Origin of the sequence: Burkholderia pyrrocinia, from assembly GCF_003330765.1 — a bacterium.
Taxonomy (GTDB): Bacteria; Pseudomonadota; Gammaproteobacteria; order Burkholderiales; family Burkholderiaceae; genus Burkholderia; species Burkholderia pyrrocinia_B.
This window is the reverse complement of sequence record NZ_CP024902.1, coordinates 2443501-2467900: the sequence shown is the minus strand read 5'-3', so window position 1 is coordinate 2467900 and position 24400 is coordinate 2443501. Positions and strand designations below refer to the sequence as shown.

19 protein-coding genes, 1 tRNA gene and 1 pseudogene are annotated in these 24400 nt (G+C 66.5%); 12 read left to right on the top strand and 9 right to left on the bottom strand.

All coding sequences use genetic code 11. The features are described from left to right. Positions 1-58 precede the first annotated feature (58 nt). The 4 genes from CUJ89_RS11895 to CUJ89_RS11880 all read left to right on the top strand — a co-directional run bounded on the left by CUJ89_RS11895 (position 59) and on the right by CUJ89_RS11880 (position 3790). Positions 59-1048 carry a beta-propeller fold lactonase family protein gene (locus CUJ89_RS11895; RefSeq protein ID WP_114177491.1) on the top strand — a complete coding sequence of 330 codons (990 nt, stop codon included), beginning with the start codon at positions 59-61 and terminating at the stop codon, positions 1046-1048. A 16-nt stretch (positions 1049-1064) separates the two neighbouring features. Then, positions 1065-2039 carry a sterol desaturase family protein gene (locus tag CUJ89_RS11890; protein WP_114177490.1) on the top strand — a complete coding sequence of 325 codons (975 nt, stop codon included), beginning with the start codon at positions 1065-1067 and terminating at the stop codon, positions 2037-2039. Positions 2040-2150: 111 nt separating this feature from the next. Further along, positions 2151-2978: an EI24 domain-containing protein gene (locus CUJ89_RS11885; protein ID WP_114177489.1), complete on the top strand. Its 828-nt coding sequence runs from the start codon at positions 2151-2153 to the stop codon at positions 2976-2978. Next, entirely contained in the window at positions 2975-3790 is an 816-nt protein-coding gene (locus CUJ89_RS11880) for a competence/damage-inducible protein A (RefSeq protein ID WP_114177488.1), read from the top strand. Before CUJ89_RS11885 ends, CUJ89_RS11880 begins: the two co-directional genes overlap by 4 nt. 103 nt (positions 3791-3893) lie before the next feature. Here the strand turns inward: CUJ89_RS11880 and CUJ89_RS11875 are convergent, their stop codons facing one another. After that, entirely contained in the window at positions 3894-4358 is a 465-nt protein-coding gene (locus CUJ89_RS11875) for a rhodanese-like domain-containing protein (RefSeq protein ID WP_114177487.1), read from the bottom strand. 394 nt (positions 4359-4752) lie between these two features. On the opposite strand from CUJ89_RS11875, the gene glnA reads away from it, so the two are divergent. From glnA to CUJ89_RS11855, 4 genes are all read left to right on the top strand, one after another. Beyond that, complete coding sequence (gene glnA, locus CUJ89_RS11870; RefSeq protein ID WP_114177486.1) at positions 4753-6168, top strand: type I glutamate--ammonia ligase; 1416 nt, start codon at positions 4753-4755, stop codon at positions 6166-6168. 162 nt (positions 6169-6330) lie between these two features. Beyond that, entirely contained in the window at positions 6331-7473 is a 1143-nt protein-coding gene (glnL, locus tag CUJ89_RS11865) for a nitrogen regulation protein NR(II) (RefSeq protein WP_201752237.1), read from the top strand. Between the two features lie 46 nt (positions 7474-7519). Beyond that, complete coding sequence (ntrC, locus tag CUJ89_RS11860; RefSeq protein ID WP_114177485.1) at positions 7520-9034, top strand: nitrogen regulation protein NR(I); 1515 nt, start codon at positions 7520-7522, stop codon at positions 9032-9034. A gap of 89 nt (positions 9035-9123) precedes the next feature. Further along, positions 9124-11232 (top strand): prolyl oligopeptidase family serine peptidase, encoded by a 2109-nt coding sequence (locus CUJ89_RS11855; protein WP_114177484.1) that lies wholly within the window; start codon positions 9124-9126, stop codon positions 11230-11232. Positions 11233-11251: 19 nt separating this feature from the next. On the opposite strand, the gene xth is transcribed toward CUJ89_RS11855, so the two are convergent. Beyond that, positions 11252-12028 carry an exodeoxyribonuclease III gene (gene xth, locus CUJ89_RS11850; RefSeq protein WP_114177483.1) on the bottom strand — a complete coding sequence of 259 codons (777 nt, stop codon included), beginning with the start codon at positions 12026-12028 and terminating at the stop codon, positions 11252-11254. 183 nt (positions 12029-12211) lie between these two features. Between xth and CUJ89_RS11845 the strand changes: the two genes are divergently transcribed. Continuing rightward, positions 12212-12288 (top strand) — tRNA-Met (locus CUJ89_RS11845). A gap of 93 nt (positions 12289-12381) precedes the next feature. Here CUJ89_RS11845 and CUJ89_RS11840 read toward each other — a convergent pair. The 3 genes from CUJ89_RS11840 to CUJ89_RS11830 all read right to left on the bottom strand — a co-directional run bounded on the left by CUJ89_RS11840 (position 12382) and on the right by CUJ89_RS11830 (position 14683). Further along, positions 12382-13074 (bottom strand): aspartate/glutamate racemase family protein, encoded by a 693-nt coding sequence (locus CUJ89_RS11840; protein WP_114177482.1) that lies wholly within the window; start codon positions 13072-13074, stop codon positions 12382-12384. A gap of 115 nt (positions 13075-13189) precedes the next feature. After that, positions 13190-13720, bottom strand: a complete 531-nt coding sequence (locus CUJ89_RS11835; protein ID WP_114177481.1) for an ureidoglycolate lyase — start codon at positions 13718-13720, stop codon at positions 13190-13192. Positions 13721-13735: 15 nt separating this feature from the next. Next, positions 13736-14683 carry a LysR family transcriptional regulator gene (locus CUJ89_RS11830; RefSeq protein WP_114177480.1) on the bottom strand — a complete coding sequence of 316 codons (948 nt, stop codon included), beginning with the start codon at positions 14681-14683 and terminating at the stop codon, positions 13736-13738. Between the two features lie 322 nt (positions 14684-15005). Here CUJ89_RS11830 and CUJ89_RS11825 point away from each other — a divergent pair, with 322 nt between their 5' ends. Both CUJ89_RS11825 and dinB read left to right on the top strand, forming a co-directional pair. Further along, on the top strand, positions 15006-16154 hold the full coding sequence (locus CUJ89_RS11825; RefSeq protein WP_236654887.1) for a branched-chain amino acid ABC transporter substrate-binding protein: 1149 nt from the start codon (positions 15006-15008) through the stop codon (positions 16152-16154). A gap of 180 nt (positions 16155-16334) precedes the next feature. Continuing rightward, positions 16335-17498: a DNA polymerase IV gene (gene dinB / locus CUJ89_RS11820; RefSeq protein WP_114178591.1), complete on the top strand. Its 1164-nt coding sequence runs from the start codon at positions 16335-16337 to the stop codon at positions 17496-17498. A gap of 57 nt (positions 17499-17555) precedes the next feature. On the opposite strand, the gene CUJ89_RS11815 is transcribed toward dinB, so the two are convergent. From CUJ89_RS11815 to fixL, 4 genes are all read right to left on the bottom strand, one after another. Then, positions 17556-19643: a M3 family metallopeptidase gene (locus tag CUJ89_RS11815; RefSeq protein ID WP_114177478.1), complete on the bottom strand. Its 2088-nt coding sequence runs from the start codon at positions 19641-19643 to the stop codon at positions 17556-17558. 251 nt (positions 19644-19894) lie between these two features. Next, positions 19895-20752, bottom strand: coding sequence for a bifunctional methylenetetrahydrofolate dehydrogenase/methenyltetrahydrofolate cyclohydrolase FolD (gene folD, locus CUJ89_RS11810; protein WP_114177477.1), 858 nt, complete (start codon positions 20750-20752; stop codon positions 19895-19897). A gap of 261 nt (positions 20753-21013) precedes the next feature. Further along, positions 21014-21652 carry an oxygen response regulator transcription factor FixJ gene (gene fixJ, locus CUJ89_RS11805; protein ID WP_006493245.1) on the bottom strand — a complete coding sequence of 213 codons (639 nt, stop codon included), beginning with the start codon at positions 21650-21652 and terminating at the stop codon, positions 21014-21016. Next, positions 21649-24165: an oxygen sensor histidine kinase FixL gene (fixL, locus tag CUJ89_RS11800; protein WP_114177476.1), complete on the bottom strand. Its 2517-nt coding sequence runs from the start codon at positions 24163-24165 to the stop codon at positions 21649-21651. The genes fixJ and fixL overlap by 4 nt, the downstream gene beginning before the upstream one ends. Between fixL and CUJ89_RS38945 the strand changes: the two are divergent. Further along, positions 24085-24302: pseudogene (locus tag CUJ89_RS38945) on the top strand (hypothetical protein); the annotation flags it as partial. The gene fixL and the pseudogene CUJ89_RS38945 overlap by 81 nt on opposite strands. Between the last annotated feature and the right edge of the window lie 98 nt (positions 24303-24400).

Genomic DNA, 24400 nt, shown 5'->3' with positions numbered 1-24400 from the left:
AACCGGCGGGGCCGGTTGAACGTTTTACAATGACGGTTGTTTCTCGACGTGAGTCTTCATGCCCACTTTCCTTTCCCTCGGCCGCACGCTCGTGCTGGCCGCCGCCGTGCTGGCGCCCGCCGCACACGCGAATAACGTGATCGTCCTCAATTCGGCCGAAGCGACGCTTTCCCTGATCGACCAGCAGACCCGCCAGGTCGTCGGCACGATGCCGACCGGCAAGGAACCGCACCACCTGATGGCGACGCCCGACAATTCGTCGCTGATCGTCGCGAATTCGGTCTCGAACAGCCTGATGTTCCTCGATCCGAAGACGGGCAAGCTGCAGCGCACCGTCGAAGGGATCGACGATCCCTACCAGCTCGGCTTCTCGCCCGATCGCAAGTGGTTCGCGGCGGCCGGCCTGCGGCTCGACCGCGTCGACCTCTACAGCTACGACGGCCAGAACCTGCATCTCGCGAAGCGCGTGCCGCTCGCCGTCATGCCGAGCCACCTCGCGTTCACGAAGGACAGCAAGACGGTGCTCGTGTCGCTGCAGGTGTCCGGCGAGCTCGCGGCGATCGACCTGCCGACGCAGACGGTCAAGTGGAAGATGAAGGTCGGCAAGGTGCCGGCCGGCCTGTGGCTCACGCCGGACGACAAGTACCTGCTGGTCGGGATGACCGGCGCGGATTACGTCGCGGTGGTCGACTGGCGCAACCAGAAGGTCGTCAAGCAAATCTATACGGGCAAGGGCGCGCACAACTTCCGCTCGCTCGCCGACGGCACGCACGTCGCGGTGACGAACCGGGTCGCGAACACGATCAGCATCATCGACGAAAACACGCTGACCAACGTCGGCGATATCACCGGCCTGCTGCCGGGGCCGGACGACATGGAACTGTCCGCCGACAAGAAGACGATGTGGGTGACGTTCCGCTTTGCGAAGAAGGTCGGGATCATCGACCTGGCGTCGCGCAAGCTGGTGCAGACGATCTCCGTCGGCCGTTCGCCGCACGGCATCTACTTCTACGACCGCGCGCCGTGGAAGGCGGCGAACGGCGCGTGACGGGCGGAGGCGAGCGATGCTGCACCTGATCGATGCGTTCGTGTCGGACATCCAGACCTGGCTGTACGTCGATGTCGTGCAGCCGCTCCTCTTCAAGTTCAACCTGATGGACTATGACGAGGACACCTACGACGCGCTGTACTGGGTGATCATCGGCGCATTGCAGATGGTGCTGATGTTCGCGCTGCTGCGCCCGCTCGAGGCGCTGCTGCCGGTCGAACGCTGGAAGAACCGCCGTGCCGTGCGGGTCGACGTGATCTACACGGCGATCTCGAAGCTCGGCATCTACACGCTGTTCTTCTTCTTCGCGCTGCAGCCGGTGTTCGACAACTTCCAGGCATGGCTGCGCCTGCACGGCGTAGCGAACGTCAACCTCGACTATCTGTGGCCGGGCGTGACCTCGCAGCCGATCGTCGCGTTCGCGGTCTACCTCGTCGTGCTCGACTTCGCCGGCTACTGGTATCACCGCTGGCAGCACAAGTTCGGCATCTGGTGGGAGCTGCACGCGGTGCATCACAGCCAGCGGCAGATGTCGCTGTGGTGCGACGACCGCAACCACCTGCTCGACGACGCGATCCAGTCGTGCTTCTTCGCGGCAATCGCGCTCGTGATCGGCGTGACGCCGTCGCAATTCGTCGTGCTGACCGCGTTCACGAACTTCATGCAGAGCATCCAGCACACGAATGCGCGGCTGTCGTTCGGCCGGCTCGGCGAGCGCCTGCTCGTGAGCCCGATCTTCCACCGGCGCCACCACGCGGTCGGCTACGGTCACGAAGGCACGAAGTACGGCTGCAACTTCGGCGTGCTGTTCCCGTGGTGGGACATGATGTTCGGCACCGCGTCGTGGAACCGCACGGTCGAGCCGACCGGCATCCGCGAGCAGGTCGAGGGCGTGTCCTACGGCGAAGGCTTCTGGTCGCAGCACGGCCTCGCGTTCGTGCGGATCTTCCGGCGCCTGTTCCCCGCGAAGCGCGGCGCGGCGTCGGCCTGACCCGGCCACGCTCCCGTTGAACGGTTCTCCCACACGGCCCGCATGCGCTTTGGCGCATGCGGGCCGTGTGGTTTATCCTTTCCCCGTTTTTATCCGTCGATACAGGCTCGCATGAACGACTTGCTGCGCTCCTTCGTCCGCGCATTGGCGAGCGCATTGCACCCGCGCATGCTCTGGCTCACCCTGATGCCGTTCCTGGTCTCGGCCGTCCTGTGGGGCGTCGTGCTGTGGTTCTCGTGGCAGACGCTGATCGATGCCGCGCGCGGCGCGCTCGACGGCTTCGTGCTGACGGCCGCGCTGTATCGCGCATTCGACGCGATCGGCATGTCGCAGCTGCATGCGGTCGTCGCGCCGTTCGTGGTCGTGTCGCTCGCGATCCCGCTGATCGTGCTGACCGTGCTGCTGCTGATCGCGACGATTTCGATGCCGGTCGTGATCAAGCACCTGTCGAACCGGCAGTTCGCGGCGCTCGAGCCGAAGCGGGGCGGCACCTTCTTCGGCAGCGCGTTCAATTCGCTGTGGGCGGCGCTCGTCGGCGTCGTCGTGCTCGTCGTCACGATCCCGCTGTGGCTGATCCCGCCGTTCTTCGCGCTGCTGCCGCCGGTGATCTGGGGCTGGCTCACGTACCGCGTGATGACCTACGACGCGCTCGCGCTGCACGCGAGCCGCGACGAGCGCCGTACGCTCGTGCGGCAGCACCGCTGGCCGCTGATCGGCATCGGCGTCGCGACCGGGCTGCTCGGCACCGTGCCGACCTTCGTGTGGGTGTCGTCGATCTGGATGATGGTGCTGTTTCCGTTCGTCGCGGCGGCCATGATCTGGGTTTACGCTTTCATTCTCGTCTTCTCGGCGCTGTGGTTCGGGCACTATTGCCTGCGCGCGCTGGAGGACCTGCGCGCGAGCGCGCGCGCCACCGCAATCGACATGGGGCAGGCATGAGCATCGGCATCATCATCATCGGCGACGAAATCCTTTCGGGCCGCCGGCAGGACAAGCATCTGGCGAAGGTCATCGAGCTGCTCGGCGCGCGCGGCCTCGCGCTCGACTGGGCCGAATACGTCGGCGACGATCCGGCGCGCATCACGGCGACGCTCGCGCGCGCGATCGCGTCCGGCGACATCGTGTTCTCGACGGGCGGGATCGGCGCGACGCCCGACGACCACACGCGCCAGTGCGCGGCTGCCGCGCTCGGCGTGCCGCTCGAACTTCATCCGGAAGCGAAGGCGCTGATCGCGGAGCGGGTTCGCGAAACGCACACCGATCCGACGAAGCCCGTCGATTTCGACTCGCCGGAGAACCAGCACCGTTTCAACATGGGCGTGTTTCCGGTCGGCGCGACGATCATCCCGAACGGCTATAACCGGATTCCCGGCTTCTCGGCCGGCGATCTCCACTTCGTGCCGGGCTTCCCGGTGATGGCGTGGCCGATGATCGAATGGGTGCTCGATACGAAATACGCGCATCTGCATCACGCGACGCCGCACGCGGAGCGCTCGCTGTACGTGTTCGAACTGCCGGAATCGACGCTCACGCCGCTGATGGAGCGCATCGAACGCGATTTCCCGGGCGTGCGCGTGTTCAGCCTGCCGAGCGTCGGCGATGCGGAGCGCGGCGGGGTCTACGCGCGCCGTCACATCGACCTCGGCGTGAAGGGCGAGCCGGAAGCGGTCGCGGCCGCGTTCGTGAAGCTGCGCGAAGGCGTGCACCTGCTTGGCGGCGATGTCGTCGAGCCCGACACGCCGCGCGCCTGAGCGGCTGCGCAAAAGCCACGAGCCGCGCAACGCGGCCCGTCATCGGCATGTCATTGCCGGGCTCGACGATGATGCAGTCGCGACCGGCAGGAGGGGCGCGCCGTCAGGCGCCGATCCAGGGCAGTTTCCGGAAGCACCAGCCGTCGACCGTCTTGCGGTGGCCTTCGGCGTCCTTGGCGCCCTCGAAGCCTTCGAGCAGGTCGAACGCCTTCGCGAAGCCGGCCTGCGACGACGCGACCGCGGCGAGCTTCGAGCGCGCGGCGCTGCGGCACAGGAACAGCACGGGCGTATCGGGCGGGAGGGCCGCCTTCAGTTCGTTGACGAATTCGGCGTTCGGCACGCCGCCCGGGTAGCGCGTCCATTCGAGGTGCAGGTACTGGCCGTCGCCGACGAGCGGACGGCCGATCCAGTCGAGCTCGGCGCGGGTGCGCACGTCGACGAGGCGCGCCGACGGGTCGAGCTGCAGCAGTTCGAATGCTTCGACCGGCAGCAGCGCGCCGGCGTAGTTGAGCGCGCCTTGTGCGCGGCGTTCGTCGGCCTTCGCGTAAAGCTGGTCGAGCGTACTCATGGCAGGGAGTCTCCTATCGGTCAAACAAACATTCTAGCGCGGCGTCGCGGCACGGACGCCCGCATGCGGCACGGCACACGCGCTCACCAAAAGAGTGCAGAATGGTGCGCGTGCACCAAAGTGATTCCGCGGGCGCGGCGTGTTGCGGAAATTGCACCATCACGGTGCTTTCGGCCGTTGACCGGCGCGGCGCCGGGCCCCGGAATCGCGCAGCGCAGCCCCGTCGCGGCGAGCGCTGGCGCGATCCGCGCCGATCTTGCGCATAGATGGCACGGAAGCTGCTTTATAGGATTTGGTCGAATCGGGGCGCGCTGCGCCAAAGCCAGACCCCGATCAGCTCGATAAACGAGGCGGTTCCCAGTCCGCCGAAATTGTTCAATCAGGAGAAGAGGTTATGAGTAAAACCGTCGCCGACGTCATGCAACTCGTGAAGGACGAGGACATCAAGTTTGTCGATTTCCGCTTCACGGATACGCGCGGCAAGGAACAGCACGTGTCGGTGCCGGTTTCGGCGTTTGACGAAGACAAGTTCGAAAGCGGCCATGCATTCGACGGCTCGTCGATCGCGGGCTGGAAGGGCATCGAGGCGTCGGACATGCTGCTCATGCCGGACCCGAACGCAGCCTTCGTCGACCCGTTCTATGAAGAGTCGACCCTCGTGCTGACCTGCGACGTGGTCGAACCGGCCGACGGCAAGGGCTACGAGCGCGATCCGCGTTCGCTCGCGAAGCGCGGCGAAGCGTACCTGAAGAGCACGGGTATCGGCGACACGGCGTTCTTCGGTCCGGAACCGGAATTCTTCATTTTCGACTCGGTCCAGTGGAACACGGACATGTCGGGCTGCTTCGTGAAGATCAATTCGGAAGAAGCGCCGTGGTCGTCGGGCAAGGAATTCGAAGGCGGCAACACGGGCCACCGTCCGGGCACGAAGGGCGGTTACTTCCCGGTCGCGCCGGTCGACTCGTTCCAGGACATGCGTTCGGAAATGTGCCTGCTGCTCGAACAGCTCGGCATCCCGGTCGAAGTGCACCACCACGAAGTGGCGGGTCAGGGCCAGAACGAAATCGGCACGAAGTTCTCGACGCTGGTCGAGCGCGCGGACTGGACGCAATGGTCGAAGTACATCATCCATAACGTCGCGCATTCGTACGGCAAGACGGCGACGTTCATGCCGAAGCCGGTCGTCGGCGACAACGGTTCGGGCATGCACGTTCACCAGTCGATCTGGAAGGACGGCCAGAACCTGTTCGCGGGCAACGGCTACGCCGGCCTGTCGGAACTGGCGCTGTTCTACATCGGCGGCATCATCAAGCACGCCCGTGCGCTGAACGCGATCACGAACCCGACGACGAACTCGTACAAGCGCCTGGTTCCGCACTTCGAAGCACCGGTCAAGCTCGCTTACTCGGCGCGCAACCGTTCGGCATCGATCCGCATTCCGCACGTGTCGAACCCGAAGGGCCGCCGCATCGAAACGCGCTTCCCGGATCCGATGGCGAACCCGTACCTGTGCTTCACGGCGCTGATGATGGCCGGCCTCGACGGGATCCAGAACAAGATCCATCCGGGCGAAGCTGCGGACAAGAACCTGTACGACCTGCCGCCGGAAGAGGATGCAAAGATCCCGACCGTCTGCGCGGGCCTCGACCAGGCACTCGAAGCGCTCGACAAGGATCGCGAGTTCCTGACGCGCGGCGGCGTGTTCACGGACGGCATGCTGGATGCGTACCTCGCGCTGAAGGAGCAGGAGCTGGCGAAGTTCCGCATGACGACGCACCCGATCGAGTTCGAGATGTACTACTCGCTGTAATCGGTGATGGCGCTTCGATTCAGCGCCGTCATGCCGGTTCGTTCCCGTCGCGCGGCCTGCGGCGGGGCCGGCGGAGTCTGAAAGGGGACGGCACCCAGCCGTCCCTTTTTTGTTCCGGCGATTTTCATTTTCTGGCCCGGTGAGGCGCGACAAGCACGCAAGATGGTTCTGAAGAATCTGATCAAGGCGAAGACGGGGCAGCCCGAGCGGCTGACGGACGATGAGCGGCTCGCGCGCTCGGGCCTGCTTGCGGGGCTGGAAGCGTTGCCGTCGGTCGTGATCGTGCTCGACCGCAAGACGCTGCGGATCGCGTTCGCGAACCCGTCCGCGGAGGCGATGCTCGACATCTCGCGCCGGCAGCTCGCGCAGCGGCCGTGGGGCGAGATTTTTCCGAACGCGAACGAACTCGCGTCGACGATCACCGCGATCGGCGAGGAGCGCTTTCACGCGACGCATCTCGATACCGTGCTCGACCGGCCCGGCCGCGAACCGCTGCACGTGCACGCGATCGTCGGCTTCCTCGAGACCGCGCCCGATTTCGTGCTCGTCGAGCTGTTCGAGAACGAGCGGCAGTCGCGCACCGATCGCGAGGAGCGCATTCACGACCTGACCGCGGTCAACAAGCAGCTGATCCGCAACCTCGCGCACGAGATCAAGAACCCGCTCGGCGGAATTCGCGGCGCAGCCCAGCTGCTCGAATTCGAGCTCGGCGAGCGCGAGCGCGGCGAGTTGCGCGAATACACGCAGGTGATCATCAAGGAGTCCGATCGCCTGCAGACGCTCGTCGACCGGTTGCTGGAGCCGCATCGGCATCCGCATATCGTCGGCGACGTGAACATTCATGAAGTATGCGAACGCGTGCGCGCGGTGATGCTCGCGGAATTCCCGCGCGGGCTCACGATCGAGCGCGACTACGACGTGAGCGTGCCGGATTTGCGCGGCGACAAGGAGCAGCTGATCCAGGCGCTGCTCAACATCGTGCGCAACGCCGCGCAGGCGCTGCGCGATCGGATCGCGCAGGGCGACGCGAAGATCGAGCTGCGCACCCGTATCGCGCGCAAGGTGACGATCGCGAAGCGCCTGTACAGGCTGGCACTGGACTTGCATGTGATCGACAACGGGCCCGGCATTCCGGAAGAGATCCGCGACCGGATCTTCTACCCGCTCGTGTCCGGGCGCGAAGACGGCAGCGGCCTCGGCCTCACGCTCGCGCAGACGTTCGTGCAGCAGCATGACGGGATGATCGAGGTCGAAAGCCGGCCCGGACGTACCGAATTTCAGATACTGCTGCCGCTCGACCATTGAGCGGCGACAGTGCGATTCACCGGATTTCCCCATATCTGACCGACCTATGAAGCCGATCTGGATAGTAGACGACGACCAATCGATCCGTTGGGTGCTCGAAAAGGCGCTTGCCCGGGACAGCTTCGCGACGAAGAGCTTCGCGAACGTGCGCGACGCGCTGGCCGCGCTCGACCACGAGACGCCGCAGGTGCTCGTGTCCGACATCCGGATGCCGGGCGGCTCGGGGCTCGAGTTGCTGCAGGCGATGCACGAGCGGCTGCCGGGCCTGCCCGTCATCATCATGACGGCGTTCTCCGATCTCGACAGCGCCGTCGCGGCGTTCCAGGGCGGCGCGTTCGAATATCTCGCGAAGCCGTTCGACGTCGACAAGGCGGTCGAGCTGATCCGCCGCGCGGTCGAGGAAAGCCTGCGCGCCGGCGCACCGCAGGACGAGCGCGTCGCCGAGGCGCCCGAGATGCTCGGCCAGGCGCCTGCGATGCAGGACATGTTCCGCGCGATCGGCCGCCTGTCGCACTCGGCCGCGACCGTGCTGATCACGGGCGAGTCGGGCACCGGCAAGGAGCTCGTCGCGCGTGCGCTGCACCGTCACAGCCCGCGCGCGAACGGGCCGTTCATCGCGCTGAACACGGCGGCGATTCCGAAGGACCTGCTCGAATCCGAGCTGTTCGGCCACGAGCGCGGCGCGTTCACCGGCGCGCAGACGACGCGGCAGGGTCGCTTCGAGCAAGCCGAGAACGGCACGCTGTTCCTCGACGAAATCGGCGACATGCCGTTCGACCTGCAGACGCGCCTGTTGCGCGTGCTGTCGGACGGGCAGTTCTATCGGGTCGGCGGGCACAACCCGCTGCGCGCGAACGTGCGCGTGATCGCCGCGACGCACCAGAATCTCGAGGCGCGCGTGCGGCAGGGGCTGTTCCGCGAGGACCTTTACCACCGGCTCAACGTGATCCGGCTGCGCCTGCCGGCGCTGCGCGAACGCAGCGAGGACATTGCGCTGCTCACGCGCCACTTCCTGCAGAAGAGCGCGCGCGATCTCGGTGTCGAGCCGAAGCGCGTGTCCGACGACACGCTGGTGTACCTGACGTCGCTGGCGTTTCCCGGCAACGTGCGGCAGCTCGAGAACCTCGCGAACTGGCTGACCGTGATGGCGCCCGCGCAGACGGTCGAGATCAAGGACCTGCCGCCCGACCTCGTGCCGGCCGGTGCGCCGGTCGTCGCGACGGGCGACGGCATGGATGCGCACGGCAGCGGCGGCGCCGCGCCGGTCGGGCAGCCGGCCGTCGGTGCAATGCCGGTTGCGTCCGCGCCCGGCGCGGCCGCACCGAACGGCGCGCCGGCCGGCTATCCGGTGTGGGAGCATGGCCTGCGCACCGAAGTCGCGCGGCTGTTGCGCGAGAACTCGGCCGACGTGATGGACGAGCTCGCGCGCCGCTTCGAGGCGGCCGTGATCCGCGAGGCGCTCGACTTCACGCGCGGCCGCAAGGTCGAGGCCGCGGAGCGGCTCGGCATCGGCCGCAACACGATCACGCGCAAGATCCAGGAACTGCATCTGGAGCCCTGAGCACGATTCGCGGCATGCGCGGACATCGCGCGTGCCGCGATCGGACATAATCGCGGTTTGCCCGCAGTTTGCCATTCCGCCAATCCGCAATGTCCGATTCCTTCCGCTGGCCCGCCGGGGCCGATCCGTTCCGTTTCCTCGAAGCGCTCGACAGCAAGCGCGCCCGCACGTGGGTCGACGAGCAGAATGCGCGCACGCGCGCCGTGCTGCGCGACGACGACGCGTATCGCGCGCTCACCGCGCGTCTCGCGAAAGCGTATCTGCCGCGCGAACGCCCGGTGATTCCAACCCGCTGGCGCGAATGGGCCTACGACCTGTGGCAGGACGATCTCCATCCGAAGGGGCTGTGGCGCCGCACGCGTTGGGACGACTGGCGCGCCGGCCGGCCGGCGTGGGAAACGCTGCTCGACGTCGACGCGCTCGGCGCCGAAGAGGGCGAGTCATGGGTGTTCGAGCTGGACGCGATCCTGTATCCGGACGGCGATCGCGCGCTGCTGTCGCTATCGCCGGGCGGCGCCGACGCGGTCGTCGTGCGCGAATTCGATCTCGTCGAGCGCCGTTTCGTCGACTGCGGATTCACGATCGACGCGCCCGGGCATCATACGGTCGGCTGGATCGACCGCGACACCGTCTACGTGAGCTGGGATCGCGGCGAAGCGCATGCGACCGCTGCCGGCTATCCGTATGAAGCGCGGCGCTGGGTGCGCGGCACGGCGCTTGCCGATGCGCCCGTCGTATTTCGCGGCGAACCCGACGACATCAGCGCGGGCGCGGGGTTCGATCCGATCGACAACCGCCACGTCGCGTGGCGCAGCGTCGACTTCTTCGACGCGCATGCGTACCGGCTGACGGAGGCGGGCGAGTGGGCACGCTACGACGTGCCGACGCATGTCGAGGTCGGATTCTGGGAAGGCTGGCTCGTGCTGGAGCCGCGCCTCGACTGGGATTGCGATGGCGTGCGCCATGCGGGCGGCTCGCTGCTCGCGATCCGCGAGCAGGCGTTCCTGGCCGGGTCGCGCGAGCTCACGACGCTGTTCGCGCCGCAACCGTCGACGTCCGCCTGCACGTGGGTGAACACGCGCACGACGCTGATCGCAAGCTGGCTCGACGACGTGCACAACCGCACGATGCTGTGGCAGCCGCGGCAGGCCGATGACGGCACGTGGGCGTGGGACGCGCGGCCGTTCGACTGGCCGGGCGACGCGCAGATCGATGTCGAGCCTGTCGAGTCGACGCTGAACGACGAGATTTACGTGGACGTCGACACCTATCTCGATCCGCCCGAATGCTGGCTGGCCGATCTTGCCGATCGCGCGGCCGATGCGCCGTCGCGCCGCGTGCTGCTCGACCGGCCGCCGGTGCAGTTCGACGCGGCCGGGCTCGTCGTGCGCCGCGCGAGCGCGCGCTCGCGCGACGGCACGGTGGTGCCGTACACGCTGATCGGGCCGCGGGATGCACTCGATGCGCGCGACGGCGCCGCGCGTGTCGCGCGGCCATGCCTGCTGTCGGGTTACGGCGGCTTTGCGATTCCGAACCTGCCGGGCTACAGCGACGCGTTCGGCATCGCGTGGCTCGAACGCGGCGGCGTCATGGCGTTCGCGCACATCCGCGGCGGCGGCGAGTTCGGGCCGCGCTGGCACGTCGACGCGCAGCGCGAACACCGGCAGCGTTCGTTCGACGATTTCATCGCGGTGGCCGAGGATCTGGTCGCGACCGGCGTGACGACGGCCGCGCAGCTCGGGATCGAGGGCGGCAGCAACGGCGGGCTGCTGGTCGCCGCGTGCATGGCGCAGCGGCCGGAGCTGTTCGGCGCGGTGCTCTGCCGCGTGCCGCTGCTCGACATGCGGCGCTATCCGAAGCTGCATGCGGGCGCCGCGTGGCTCGACGAATACGGCGACCCGGACGATCCGCGCGAGGGCGCGGCACTGGCCGCGTATTCTCCGTATCACCGCGTGCGCGAAGGCGTCGCGTATCCGCCGTTGCTGTTGACGACGTCGACGCGCGACGACCGCGTGCATCCCGCGCATGCGCGCAAGATGGCCGCGCGCATGCAGGCGCTCGGTCACGAACGGGTGTGGTATTGGGAGAACACCGACGGCGGCCACGGCAGTGCCGACGATCTGGAGCGCGCCGAATCCGACGCGGCCGAATTCGGGTTCCTGTGGGCCCATCTCGGGCCGGCGCCCGCGCGGCGCTGAACGCGCGCGGGTTGCGTAATCAACCGACGACCGCGACGACGGGCGTGTGGTCGGACGGCTGTTCCCACGTGCGCGGCGTGCGTTCGACCTCGCACGACGTGCAGGTGTCCGCGAGTGCCGGCGACAGCAGGATGTGGTCGATGCGCAGCCCCGCGTTGCGGCGGAACGCCATCATCCGGTAGTCCCACCACGTGAAGGTCTTCTCGGGCTGCTCGAAGCGGCGGAACGCATCGACGAAGCCGAGCTCGATCAGCTTCGCGAAGTGCGCACGTTCCTGCGGCGACACGAGGTTCTGGCCTTCCCATTTCGCGGGGTCGTGCACGTCGCGGTCTTCCGGCGCGATGTTGTAGTCGCCGAGCAGCGCGAGCTTCGGGTAGCGCTGCAGCTCGGTGCGCAGCCACGCGTGCAGCGCGTCGAGCCACTGCATCTTGTAGACGAACTTGTCGGAGTCGGGTGCCTGGCCGTTCGGGAAATACGCGGACACGATGCGCACGCCGTCGACCGTCGCGGCGACCACGCGCTGCTGGGGGTCGTCGAAGCCGGGGATATTGCGCACGACGTCCGCTTCGTCGACGGACAGCGTGTCGCGTGCGAGGATCGCGACACCGTTGTAGGTCTTCTGGCCCGTGAACCAGCTGCGGTAGCCGACCGCCTCGAGATCGGCGCGCGGGAATTTCTCGTCAGGCAGCTTCAGTTCCTGCAGGCACAGCACGTCGGTTCCGCTTTGCGCGAGCCAGTCGAGCACGTGCTGCTTGCGGACGTTGAGCGAGTTGACGTTCCAGGTGGCGATTTTCATGAACGGGAGTGTGCGTGCGGGGTGAATGCGAAGGCCGCCATCTTACCGCGAGCACGCGGGCCGAACGCGCGCGCCGCGCGATGCGATGAAGGTGTCATGCGTCGCCGCATCGGGGCGGGAAGAAGGAATTGTGACAAAAGTGTTGACGTAAGTGCTTCATCACCCTATAATTTATTTCTCTGACGCGGGGTGGAGCAGTCTGGCAGCTCGTCGGGCTCATAACCCGAAGGTCGTAGGTTCAAATCCTACCCCCGCAACCAAGCACACCAGACGATGTGCAGCGCATATGACCGATGCGCGCCTCGTCGACAAGAACCCGGCTCCATGCCGGGTTTTTTGTTTTCTGCGCGCGATCAGCGCGCCGCCCAGTCGACTGCCGCCTTCGCATGCAGCGCGGTCGTGTCGAACACCGGCAGCGGCGAATCGTCCGCGCCGATCAGCAGCGTGATTTCCGTGCAGCCGAGGATCACGGCCTGCGCGCCGCGCTTCGCCAGTCCTTCGATGATCGACACGTACGTCGCGCGCGACGCCGCGTCGACGATGCCGTGGCACAGCTCGTCGTAGATGATCCGGTGCACGTCGTCGCGCCCGCGTTCGTCCGGCACGAGCACCTCCATCCCGAACTTCCCGCGCAGCCGCTCCGCGTAGAACGGCAACTCCATCGTGTAGCGCGTGCCGAGCAGCGCGACGCGCTCGACGCCCGCGTCGCGCAGTGCGGCGCCGGTCGGATCGGCGATGTGCAGGAACGGCAGCGTCACCGCGGCTTCGATCGCGTCGTGCACGCGATGCATCGTATTGGTCGTCAGCACGACGAGATCGGCGCCGGCCGCTTCGAGCTGCCGCGCGGCGCCGGCCATCCGTTCGCCGAGCGCGGGCCAGTCGTGCGTGCGCTGCAGCGCTTCGATCTCCGCGAAATCGACCGTTACCAGCACGCTCTTTGCATTGTGGTGGCCGCCGTGCAGCGCTTTCGAGTGGCGGTTGATCAGCCGGTAGTACTCGGCCGACGATTCCCAGCTCATCCCGCCGATCAATCCGATCGTCTTCATTCGTCACCTTTGCGTTTCGTGTGTCGCGGCAGACGAGTATAGGGGCCGCTGCACGCGCACGGCGGTACGCTTCGCGCAAAGCGGGCCGGTACGGTGCTGGCTACCTGCAAGCCGGTCAATCGATGCAGTGCGGCGCGATCGCGCGGATTTCGCTTTCGCATGCCGGCGCTCCGGTCCGCAGGTGGACGACGAGATCGCCTGTCGTCGACGGACGGGTCAGCATCAGGCAGGCGACCTCGGGCTGCGTTACGCGCGTCGTATGCCAGGTGTGAGGCCGCATCACCATGCCGGCTCCCGGAGCAATGCGGAATGCACGTAGCGTTGCCATGTCCGGTGTGCCATCCGGGGCCGAGCAGGCCATGACATGAATGACCGAACCTGTCAGCGGGACGATGGCCTGCTCGGTGAGACGGTGTGTTTCGAGCGAGTTGATGCGCATGTCGCCATTGCGGTATCGCACCCAGAGAATTTCCGCTTTGTCCGATGTGCCTGGGTCGAAAAGATGTTCGCGCCAGAAATCGGACGCCTCGCTCAGGAACACGGGTACGTTGCTGTCGATCCTGGGCGGCTTGCCCAGCATCGTGCCGTAGGGTGCGCACGCCTCGGGAGTGAGCGGCTGAATTGAAATGCGCTGTGTCGTGCCCATGAGCGTCGCTCCGGATCAAAGGTTGGGGGGCGACGTGTTGTCGACTTCGGGGAGAAGGGCAAATTGCGGGCCGTTCGCAAGCGCAAAGTCGAGCATGACGGCGAGCGCCAGTCGAGCGATCGATTCCGGCAGGAGGGTGTCCGGATTGCGACGGTACGCGGCGATCAACGGCAGTGCGGGCACGCGGTGCGTGACCTTCAGCATTTGCAGTTGTCCGGCAGCCAGTTCCTTCATGACGAACGCACTCGGTAATACGGCGATGCCGAAGCCGTCGACCACCATGTGGATGATCGCCGCGACCGACGACATGCAATTGATCTGGGCGGTGGGTTCGCCGACCGACTCGAAGAGATCGACCAGGAACGTGTGCGGCAGGGAGTGGCGTGCGAATCCGATGATCGGGAATGCAGCGAGTTCCGCTTCTGAAAGTGCCTCGTCCGAGATGCTGAGCGACGGACTCGCGATCCAGCACATGGGCAGACTGCCGAGCATGATGCTCGACGCTTCCGCACCCGTGGCCGGCGTGGTCTGCAGGGCCACGTCGATGTGACCGCTGGCAAGCTGGGCAACCAGGTGAGACGAGGTGTCGCCGGTCAGTTCGATGGTGAGATTCGGGTATTCGTCGCGTACGCGCCTGAGCAATTCGGGCAGCCACGTATGAATGATCGATTCCACCGCGCCGAGCCTCAGCAGCCCGGAAATCTTCGACCGGTCGCCGACGCTGTCGAGCATGTTCTGATTCAGCTTGAGGATCTGTTCCGCAAAGGGGAGCGCCTTCGTGCCCACCTGGGTCAGCGTGACCTCTCGTGGTCCCCGGTCGAACAGCCGCACGCCCATTTCCTGCTCGAGGGCGGAAATACGGCTCGATATGGCGGCCTGGGTCGCATGCATGCGTTCGGCAGTCAGGCGAAAGTTGCGCAAGCGTGCCAGCCAGACAAAGGTCTCGAGAAAACGCATGTTCATGTCGCACGCCCAACGCTGCGGGATTGAGCGGCAGTTTAACGCGATGCGTTCGCCGTTGTAGCGAGAAAAAGTGTTGGCTCGATCAAGGAAAATCTTGTCGGGTGAGGGCGGCCGCACTTGCACGAGTCGGCCAGGATCGGCTGCGGCGTTCGACGATTTTCCAATGGCGGCCGTGCGGCACGATAGATTTTATTTGTGGGCGGCGAACGCAATTTGTTGTTGGACGCCGAATTTCGGCGATTGAACACTGGGCTGCATGCGGTCGGATGAATGGACATCATCGCGACTGCGCCGTTCGATCACTTCGATACCGGAGTCGCCCGTGAAGCCCAATTTTCCTCGCCTGCCGCTCGTCGGCGCCGCCGTTCTACTCGTCGCGGCAAGTGTGCAAGCCCGTGCGGACAATCAGACCGTGGTACTCGTCGGCCATGCTGCGCCGCTCACCGGGCAACTGGCGAACATGGGCAAGGACAGCGAGAATGCCGCCCGCCTCGCGATCGACGAAATCAACAGCCGGCATCCGGTCGTCGGCGGCAAGCCGGTACGCTTCCAGCTCGATTCGCAGGACGATGCGGCCGACCCGCGCACGGGCACGCAGGTTGCCCAGAAGCTGGTCGACGACGGCGTCGTCGCGGTCGTCGGCGATATCAACTCCGGCGTATCGATCCCGGCCTCCCGCATCTACCGCGACGCGAACGTCACGCAGATATCGCAGGGGTCGACGAATCCGGTCTTCACGCAGCAGGGGTACAAGACGGCGTTCCGCCTGGTGGCAACCGACGCGATGCAGGGGCCGGCCCTCGCCCGGTACGCGATTGGCACGCTTCACGCGACGCGCATCGCGGTCATCGACGATTCGACCGCTTACGGACAAGGCCTTGCGAACGAGTTCGAGAAGGCGGCGAAAGCGTCGGGTGCCCGGATCGTCACGCGCGAGGCGACGAACGACAAGGCGATCGACTTCCGTGCGATCCTGACGAAGGTCAAGGGCCTTCAGCCCGACGTGATCATGTACGGTGGGTCGGACGCGACCGCGGGCCCGCTGGTGAAGCAGGCCGCGAATCTCGGCATCCGTGCGCGCGTGCTCGGCGGAGACGGCGCATGCACCGACAAGATGGTCGGTCTGGCCGGCGATGCGATCGACAATCTCGTGTGCTCGGAGGCAGGGCTCGCGCTCTCGAAGATGCCGAAAGGGCAGGATTTCAGCAACCGCTATGTCGCCCGCTATCAAACGCAGATCGATGCGTACGCGCCATTCGCCTACGATGCGGTGTATGTCATTTACGACGCGATCCAGCGTGCCGGGTCGACCGATCGGGCGAAGGTGCTCGCGGCGATGCCTTCGACGCAGTACGACGGCGTGACAGGGAAGATCTCGTTTGACGCACACGGCGACCTGAAGCATGCCGCGATTACGATCTATCAGTTCAAGGATCGCAAGAAGACGGTGGCGGACGTGGTCCGTATGTAAGCGGACCGTCGCGATCGAGAGGGCAACGGCACCGCAACGCGCGATGCCTGCCGATCGACCGGCGCGGGGCATGCCGCATGCCCGGAGGTGAACGCGGGTTCGGTACGAGTGGTCAATGCTGGCGAATGTCGGGTTCCCGGCGAGCCGGCGTGTTTGCACGGCGATCTTGAAACCGGCACTGTGTTTTTGTACAGTATCGGCACCGTGAACCCGACCATCATTCCGCCAGCCGATCCGCACGCGCCGCCGCCGGGCGACGCGCTGCCGCGCGCGCGCAAGATCATTCACTGCGATTGCGACTGTTTCTACGCGTCGGTCGAGATGCGCGACGACCCGTCGTTGCGCAACCGGCCGCTTGCGGTCGGCGGCCGGCCCGACCAGCGCGGCGTGATCGCGACCTGCAACTACGAGGCGCGGCGCTACGGCGTGCATTCGGCGATGTCGTCGGCGCTGGCGATGCGCAAGTGCCCGGACCTGCTGATCCTGCCGTCGGCGATGGACAAGTACCGGGCGGCGTCGCGGCAGATCATGGCGATCTATCGCGACTACACGCCCGACGTCGAGCCGCTGTCGCTCGACGAGGCGTACCTCGACGTCAGCGGGTCCGAGCGGTGCCAGGGCAGCGCGACGCTGATTGCGCGGGAGATCCGCCAGCGCGTGCACGACACGGTCGGCGTGACCGTGTCGGCCGGCGTCGCGCCGAACAAGTTCATCGCGAAGATCGCGTCCGACTGGAACAAGCCGGACGGCCTGTTCGTCGTGCGGCCGCACGAGATCGACGCGTTCGTCGCGGCGCTGCCGGTGCGCAAGCTGCACGGCGTCGGCAAGGTGACGGCCACGCGGCTCGACCGGCTCGGCATCCAGACCTGCGCGCAATTGCGCGACTGGCCGCTGATCGACCTGCACCGCGAGTTCGGCGCGTTCGGGCGGCGGCTGTACGAACTGTCGCGCGGGATCGACGAGCGGCCCGTGCAGGCCGACCAGGAGCGCAAGTCGGTCAGCGTCGAGACGACCTACGTGACCGACCTCACGACGCTCGAGCAATGCGCGGACGAAATCCGCCGCCTCGTCGTGCAACTCGACGTGCGGATCGACCGCGCGGGCGCCGCGCGCTCGATTCGCAAGCTGTACGTGAAGATCCGCTTCGCCGATTTCCAGCGTACGACGGTCGAGTGCGTGGCCGACGCGACGAATGCGGACACGGCCGTCACGCTGCTCGCGAAGGGGCTGCAACGGCGCGCGCAGCCGGTGCGGCTGCTCGGCGTCGGCGTGCGCATCGACGAGGACACGGCCGAGCGTCACGGGCAGTTTTCGCTGTTCGACGACGAATCGTCCGCGCCATGAAAAAAGCACCGCCGAAGCGGTGCCTGTCGATCCTGCCGGACGCGCCGGGCGGCGCGCTCAGTGCGTGGGCGCGGCCATCCCGTTGTGGCGCAGCAGCGCATCGATCCGCGGCTCGCGGCCGCGGAACGCCTTGAACGAATCCATCGCCGGGCGGCTGCCGCCGACCTCGAGGATTTCGCGGCGATAGCGCGTGCCGGTCGCGGCGTCGAGCACGCTGCCGCTCGCGGCGGCCGCTTCCTCGAAAGCCGCGTACGCGTCGGCCGACAGCACCTCGGCCCACTTGTAGCTGTAGTAGCCGGCCGCGTAGCCGCCCGCGAAGATATGGCTGAACGTGTTCGGCCAGCGCGAGAACGCCGCCTGCGGGATCACGTGGTAGCGCTCGTTGATCTCGCGCGCGAACGCGGTCACGCCGGTTGCGCCCGCCGGGTCGAAGTCGACGTGCAGCAGCATGTCGAACATCGAGAACACGATCTGGCGCAGCGTGCCGAGCCCGCTCTGGAAATTCTTCGCGGCGATCATCTTGTCGAACAATTCGCGCGGCAGCGTGGCGCCCGTGTCGACATGCGACGACATCGACGACAGCACATCCCATTCCCAACAGAAGTTTTCCATGAACTGCGACGGCAGCTCGACCGCGTCCCATTCGACACCGTTGATGCCCGACACGCCGAGCTCGTCGACGCGCGTGAGCATATGGTGCAGCCCGTGGCCGAATTCATGGAACAGCGTGATGACTTCGTCGTGCGTGAAGCACGCAGGCTTGCCGCCGACCGGCGCCGAGAAGTTGCAGGTGAGATAGGCGACGGGCGTCTGCACGTCGCTGCCGCGCTTCGCGCGCGAACGCGCGTCGTCCATCCAGGCGCCGCCGCGCTTGCCTTCGCGTGCGTACAGGTCGAGATAGAACTGCGCGACGAGCGAGCCGTCGCGGTTTTCGACGCGGAAGAATCGCACGTCCTTGTGCCACACCGGCGCGTCGTCCGGCTTGATCCGCACGCCGAACAGCGTCTCGGTGACAGTGAACAGGCCCTTCAGCGCAGCCGGCTCCGGGAAGTACTGCTTGACCTCGTTTTCCGAGAACGCGTAGCGCTGCTCGCGCAGCTTTTCGGCCGCGTACGCGACGTCCCACGGCGCGAGTTCGGCGAGGCCGAGTTCCTTCGCGGCGAACGTGCGCAGTTCGTCCCAGTCCTTGTCCGCATGCGGGCGCGCGCGCGTCGCGAGATCCTCGAGGAACGCGATCACCTGCTGCGGCGATTCGGCCATCTTCGGCGCGAGCGACACTTCGGCGAAGTTGCGGTAGCCGAGCATCTGCGCCTCTTCGCGGCGCAGCTTCAGCTCGTCGGCGACGATCGCCGTGTTGTCCCATTCGGCCTTGCCGTCGCCGTACTGCGGCCCGAGTTCCGACGCGCGCGTCGCATAGGCGCGGTAGAGCGTCTCGCGCAGCGCGCGGTTGTCCGCGTACTGCAGCACCGGGAAATACGACGGGAAGTGCAGCGTGAATTTCCAGCCTGCGTTGTCGTCCCGCTGCGCGGCTTCGCGGGCGGCCTCGAGCGCGTCGCCGGGCAGGCCGGCCAGTTCGGCTTCGTCCTGCACGAAGTACGCGTACGCGTTGGTCGCGTCGAGCACGTGGTCGGAGAACGCCTTCGACAGCGCGGCCTGCTGTTCCTGCAGTTCCGCGAAGCGCGGCTTCCGGTCCTCGGGGAGTTCGGCGCCCGACAGGCGGAAATCGCGTAGCGCGTTGTCAAGGATCTTCTTGCGCTCGGCGGACAGCGTCGCGTATTCGGCGCTCGCGGCGATCGCCTTGTACTTCTCGTACAGCGCGAGGTTCTGGCCGACGCTCGACCAGAACTCGGTCACGCGGGGCAGGTTTTCGCCGTACGCGGCACGCAGTTCGGGCGTATCGGCGACCGCGTTCAGGTGGCCGACGATACCCCATGCGCGACCGAGCGGCTCCGTCGCATGCTCGACCGGCTCGACGACGGCAGCCCAGGTCGACGGCGTCGCGGGCGCGCTCGCGGCCTCGACCGCGCGGCTGGCTGCGTCGAGCAGCGTATCGAGCGCGGGCGTCACGTGTTCCGGGCGAATCTCGCCGAAGCGGGGCAGGCCGGAGAAGTCGAGGAGCGGATTGGGGTTGGCGCTGGCGGACATAAGACTCCCTGTCTGTTGCCGGATGAACCGGGATGAAAAGGGTAACGGCGGCAGGGCGCGATCGCGCCCGATACCGACATTATTGGGGCGCATCGTGCGCTTTCCAATCGTTAGTTTCTAATGGCGCGATTGACGCAGGGTCGGATGCGGGGCGTCGGGCCGTCTGGCGACGCGGCCGCCGAGAGGCGGCCGGCGCGGTGTGGCCGATGAGGCGCCGGCGCGCGGAAGCGTGCCGGCTGAGCGGGCAGGGGTCAGGCGGCCGCGGCGGCGCGCTCGGCGGCTTCGATCGTGTTGATCAGCAGCATCGTGATGGTCATCGGGCCGACGCCGCCCGGCACCGGCGTGATGTGGCCGGCGACTTCCTTCACGCCTGCGAAGTCGACGTCGCCGCACAGCTTGCCCGCGTCGTCGCGGTTCATGCCGACGTCGATCACCGTCGCGCCGGGCTTCACCATGTCGGCGGTCAGGATGTTGCGCTTGCCGACCGCGGCGACCACGATGTCGGCCTCGCGCGTGTGCGCGGCGAGGTCGCGCGTCTTGCTGTGGCAGATCGTCACGGTCGCGCCGGCTTCGAGCAGCATCATCGCCATCGGCTTGCCGACGATGTTCGAGCGGCCGATCACGACCGCATTCGCGCCCTGCAGCGCGATGCCGTGCGCGTCGAACATCTTCATCACGCCGTAAGGCGTGCACGGGCGGAACAGCGGCTTGCCGGTCATCAGCGCGCCGGCGTTCGCGACGTGAAAGCCGTCGACGTCCTTCTCCGGCGCGATCGCCTCGATCACCTTGTGGCTGTCGATGTGCGCGGGCAGCGGCAGCTGGACGAGGATGCCGTGGATCTTCGGGTCGCGGTTCAGTGCGTCGATGCGCGCGAGCAGGTCGGCTTCCGACAGCGATGCCGGGTACGCATCCTTCAGCGAGAAGAAACCGTTGTCCTCGCACGCCTTGATCTTGTTGCGTACGTAGACTTCGCTCGCCGGGTTTTCGCCGACGAGGATCACCGCGAGACCGGGCTGGTGGCCGCGTGCGGTCAGGGCGGCGGCGCGTTCGGCGGCCTGCGCGCGCAAGGTCTTCGAAAGGGCGTTGCCGTCGATGAGGAGGGCTGTCATGGTACTGGGTCCTGCCGGGAAGTTGGAATGCGGGCGTGCGGCACCCGAAGTGCCGCAGCAAAGCACGCGATTATACCGTTCGCCTGCTGCCGTCCGACAGCGAACAAGCGGGAAGCGTCATGGCCGCGGCGCTCGCGCGCCGGGAGGAAAGGCTGCCGCCGCGCGAGTGGGCCGCATCGCGCGGGGCGGCAAGGGCCTGCCCGTTATCGGCGTGAACAGGCCCCGGGCCGGGCGGCCAGCACCGCCGCGGCCGGCGAACGCTCAGGCCTGCTTCTTCGACAGCGCGAGGCGCAGCAGGTCGGCCACCGTGTTGACGTTGAGCTTTTCCATGATGTTCGCGCGGTGCGCCTCGACCGTCTTGATGCTGATGCCAAGATCGTCGGCGATCTGCTTGTTCAGGCGGCCCGCGATGATCCGTTCGAGCACCTGCTGCTCGCGCGCGGTCAGCTTCGACAGGCGCTCGCTCGCGGCACGCTGTTCCTGGACGCTCTTGCTTTCGCTTCGGGCCTTGTCGAGCATCCGCTCGACAAGCTTGCGCAGCTCGGCTTCGTCGAACGGTTTCTCGATAAAGTCCATCGCACCCTTTTTCATCGTCGATACGGCCATCGGCACGTCGCCGTGACCCGTGACGAAGATGATCGGCAGCGCGGCATTGTCGGCGATCAGGCGCTCCTGCAGTTCGAGGCCGCTCATGCCCGACATCCGGACGTCGAGGATCAGGCACGCGATCTGGCCGGCCTGCTGCGCCGGCTGGTATGCATCGAGGAATTGCTCCGCGCTCGAGAAGCATTGCACGCGATAGCCGTTCGCCTCCAGCAGCCAGCGCAGCGAGTCCCGTACAGCCTCGTCGTCGTCGACGACAAAGACGGTTTCCTGAGTGGTGGTGACAGGGCTATTCATAGTTCTCCCGTAACGGTATGTGATGCCGATGCCTCGCGCCCCCCTCGGCCGAGATCAGCGGGTTCCCCAATGGGCAGGCTGCAGTGGAACGTCGCGCCGGAAATGCGGCCATCCGGCTCGACGTTGTTGACCACCCACAGACGCCCGCGATGCGATTCGATGATCGAACGGCAGATGTTCAGCCCCATGCCCATCCCATCGGACTTGGTGCTGTAAAACGGTTCGAACAGGCGCTCGGCGGTCGCTTCGTCGACGCCCGGGCCCTGGTCGATCACACGGATGTCGACGAATCCCGCATCGATGTCGGCGACGACGCGGATCACGCCGTCCGCCGACACCGGCTTCACGTCGGCCATCGCCTCGGCTGCGTTCTTCATCAGGTTCATCAGCACCTGCTCGATCAGCACGGGGTCGACATAAATAATAGGCATTCTTGCGAGGATTTCCGTGACGATCCGGATCCTGCGCTTCCTGGCCTCGATTTCGGCGAGCCCGACCGCGTCGGCGACGATGTCCGCGACCCGCGCCGGCTGGCGCTTCGGCTCGCTGCGCTTCACGAATTCGCGGATCCGCTTGACGATCATCCCCGCGCGCAGCGCCTGCTGCGCGGTCTTTTCCAGCGCGGGCTGCAGCGTCTCGGGCGTGCCGCGGCCGCTCTTGACGAGCGCGAGCGTGCCCGAGCAGTAGTTGTTGATCGCGGCGAGCGGCTGATTCAATTCGTGAGCAATCGACGACGCCATTTCACCCATCGTCATCAATCGGCTGGTGAATTGCAGCTTTTCTTCCTGCTGGTGCGCGAGTTCCTGCGCCTTCTTGCGGGTCGTGATGTCGGTCGCGATCTGCATCTGCGCGAGGTGGCCGTCCACCCACTGGATGTACTGGCGGCGCACCTCGAACCACTTCTGGATGCTTTCGACATACACCTCCTGCGCATCGGCGGTGCTGCTCGTCAGCGCGGCGGCCGGCAGGCCCGCGAACGCGTCGACCATGTCGATCGAGTCGGACGATGCCTGCGCGCGGTCGAAGCCGCCGCCCGACAGTTCGAGATGGCCGTCCGGGCGGATGCCGAACAGGTGGCGGTAGTAGCGGTTCGCGAACAGCAGCTCGGCCTCGTCGGCGGCCAGCACCGACACCGCGGCGTCGAGGCTTTCGAGCACCGTCGTGAAGCGCTCGTGCGCGGCCGCGAGTTCCTCGCGCGCGCGCTTCGGCTCGGTGATGTCGGTCATCGACGACATCCAGCCGGTCTGGCGGCCGGAGCTGTCGATCAGCGGCGACACGTACAGGCGCGCGTGGAACAGCGTGCCGTTCTTGCGTCGCACGCGCAGTTCGAAGCCCGAGCTCGGCGCCTTGCCGCGCAGCGTCATGTCGAGCTGGCGCTGCATTTCCGGGTAAGCGTCGCGCGGCCAGTACGGGAACGGCGCGACCTTGCCGACGAGGTCGGTCTCGTCCCAGCCCGTCATCCGGCAGAACGCAGGGTTCACGTGCGTGATGCGGCCGTGCATGTCGAGCACGCGCATGCCGATCAGCACCGAATTTTCCATCGCGCGGCGGAAGAACGCTTCCGCGTATAGCGCCTGTTGCGCCTCGAAGCGCTGGCGCGTGTGCTTCCACAGGCTCCAGAGGCTCCACAGCACGAAGCACGACAGCCCCGCGACGAGCCACACGAGCGTGTTGTTGGTCAGGTTCGTGAGCTGCGGGAACGCGTACACGCGCACGGTCAGCCCCTGGCCGGGCGGATCGAGCGGCAGGTCGTAGTGCGAGTCGCGCGGCAGGCGCGGGCGCGTCGAGGTGGACGACAGCTCGCGGTTGTTCGCGTCGGTGATCGAGATCTTGTACTTCGACGACAGTTCCTGCGGGATGTCGTGCTTCAGGATGCCTTCGACCGAGAACACCGCGGCGATCGAGCCGAGATATTCGCGGTCGCCGCGCATCACGGGTGTCTGCAGCGTGATGAAGCCGTTGCCGAAGTCGTCGTAGATCAGCGGCGAATAGGCCTGGCGGCGCGTGCTGCGCGCTTCGTCGTAGGCGCCGCGCACGGCGTCCTGCATCTGCGCGTCGCCGGGCTTCGCGAGCCGCTGGCCGAGCAGCGGCGGATGCACGGCCGGCCAGCGCTGCACGCCGGGCGCCGTGTACCAGTTCAGGTAGAGGATTTCCGGATGCGTCTGCATCACGTCCGCGACGGCCATCTGGAACGCGTTCTGGTCGAGGCGGCCGGCCGCAAGATCGCGCGACAGCGCCTGGAGTTGCTCCTGCGCGCCCGTCATCGACAGGCGGATCTGCTGCTGCGCCCACGCGACGTTACGGAAGAGGGTGTCTTCCTGCTGCTGCTGTTCGCGGCGATTGAGGCTCCACAGGATGAGGCTCATCACCACGAGGAACACGAGGATCGACAGCAGCGGCGTCAGCAAATAGGAATTGGACCACCACGGTCCGTGGTGCCAACGGGACGGCTGCGACTCTGCCGGCGGGCCCGACGGTCGCGCCGAGCGTGCGAAAAGCCGATCGGTCAACATGGCAGGATTGTAGCGCAGCGCAATACATGGAAAACCTATACCGGATATGTTGAGCGGAAACGGATTTGTTCCGTCGGGACGCGCCGGAGAGCCCCGGAATATGGGTGCGGCGCAGCAATATTCCACATTACGAGAAAAGATCTCACAATTCGAAAATTCTGTTGCGCATGCCCGGGCACGCTCATTACAATCCGCTGGAGCTTGCCCGCAGCCCGCCGCGTCGCGTCGTCTGCAT

Bases quoted from the DNA above. Each gene is read 5' to 3' on its own strand.
- CUJ89_RS11890 (WP_114177490.1), top strand. From the start codon at position 1,065: ATGCTGCACCTGATCGATGCGTTCGTGTCGGACATCCAGACCTGGCTG.
- fixJ (WP_006493245.1), bottom strand. From the start codon at position 21,652: ATGAATAGCCCTGTCACCACCACTCAGGAAACCGTCTTTGTCGTCGAC.
- xth (WP_114177483.1), bottom strand. From the start codon at position 12,028: ATGAAAATCGCCACCTGGAACGTCAACTCGCTCAACGTCCGCAAGCAG.
- CUJ89_RS11830 (WP_114177480.1), bottom strand. From the start codon at position 14,683: ATGAACATGCGTTTTCTCGAGACCTTTGTCTGGCTGGCACGCTTGCGC.
- glnA (WP_114177486.1), top strand. From the start codon at position 4,753: ATGAGTAAAACCGTCGCCGACGTCATGCAACTCGTGAAGGACGAGGAC.
- CUJ89_RS11880 (WP_114177488.1), top strand. From the start codon at position 2,975: ATGAGCATCGGCATCATCATCATCGGCGACGAAATCCTTTCGGGCCGC.
- CUJ89_RS11840 (WP_114177482.1), bottom strand. From the start codon at position 13,074: ATGAAGACGATCGGATTGATCGGCGGGATGAGCTGGGAATCGTCGGCC.
- ntrC (WP_114177485.1), top strand. From the start codon at position 7,520: ATGAAGCCGATCTGGATAGTAGACGACGACCAATCGATCCGTTGGGTG.
- folD (WP_114177477.1), bottom strand. From the start codon at position 20,752: ATGACAGCCCTCCTCATCGACGGCAACGCCCTTTCGAAGACCTTGCGC.
- CUJ89_RS11885 (WP_114177489.1), top strand. From the start codon at position 2,151: ATGAACGACTTGCTGCGCTCCTTCGTCCGCGCATTGGCGAGCGCATTG.
- CUJ89_RS11895 (WP_114177491.1), top strand. From the start codon at position 59: ATGCCCACTTTCCTTTCCCTCGGCCGCACGCTCGTGCTGGCCGCCGCC.
- CUJ89_RS11815 (WP_114177478.1), bottom strand. From the start codon at position 19,643: ATGTCCGCCAGCGCCAACCCCAATCCGCTCCTCGACTTCTCCGGCCTG.
- CUJ89_RS11855 (WP_114177484.1), top strand. From the start codon at position 9,124: ATGTCCGATTCCTTCCGCTGGCCCGCCGGGGCCGATCCGTTCCGTTTC.
- fixL (WP_114177476.1), bottom strand. From the start codon at position 24,165: ATGTTGACCGATCGGCTTTTCGCACGCTCGGCGCGACCGTCGGGCCCG.
- CUJ89_RS11835 (WP_114177481.1), bottom strand. From the start codon at position 13,720: ATGGGCACGACACAGCGCATTTCAATTCAGCCGCTCACTCCCGAGGCG.
- glnL (WP_201752237.1), top strand. From the start codon at position 6,331: ATGGTTCTGAAGAATCTGATCAAGGCGAAGACGGGGCAGCCCGAGCGG.
- CUJ89_RS11875 (WP_114177487.1), bottom strand. From the start codon at position 4,358: ATGAGTACGCTCGACCAGCTTTACGCGAAGGCCGACGAACGCCGCGCA.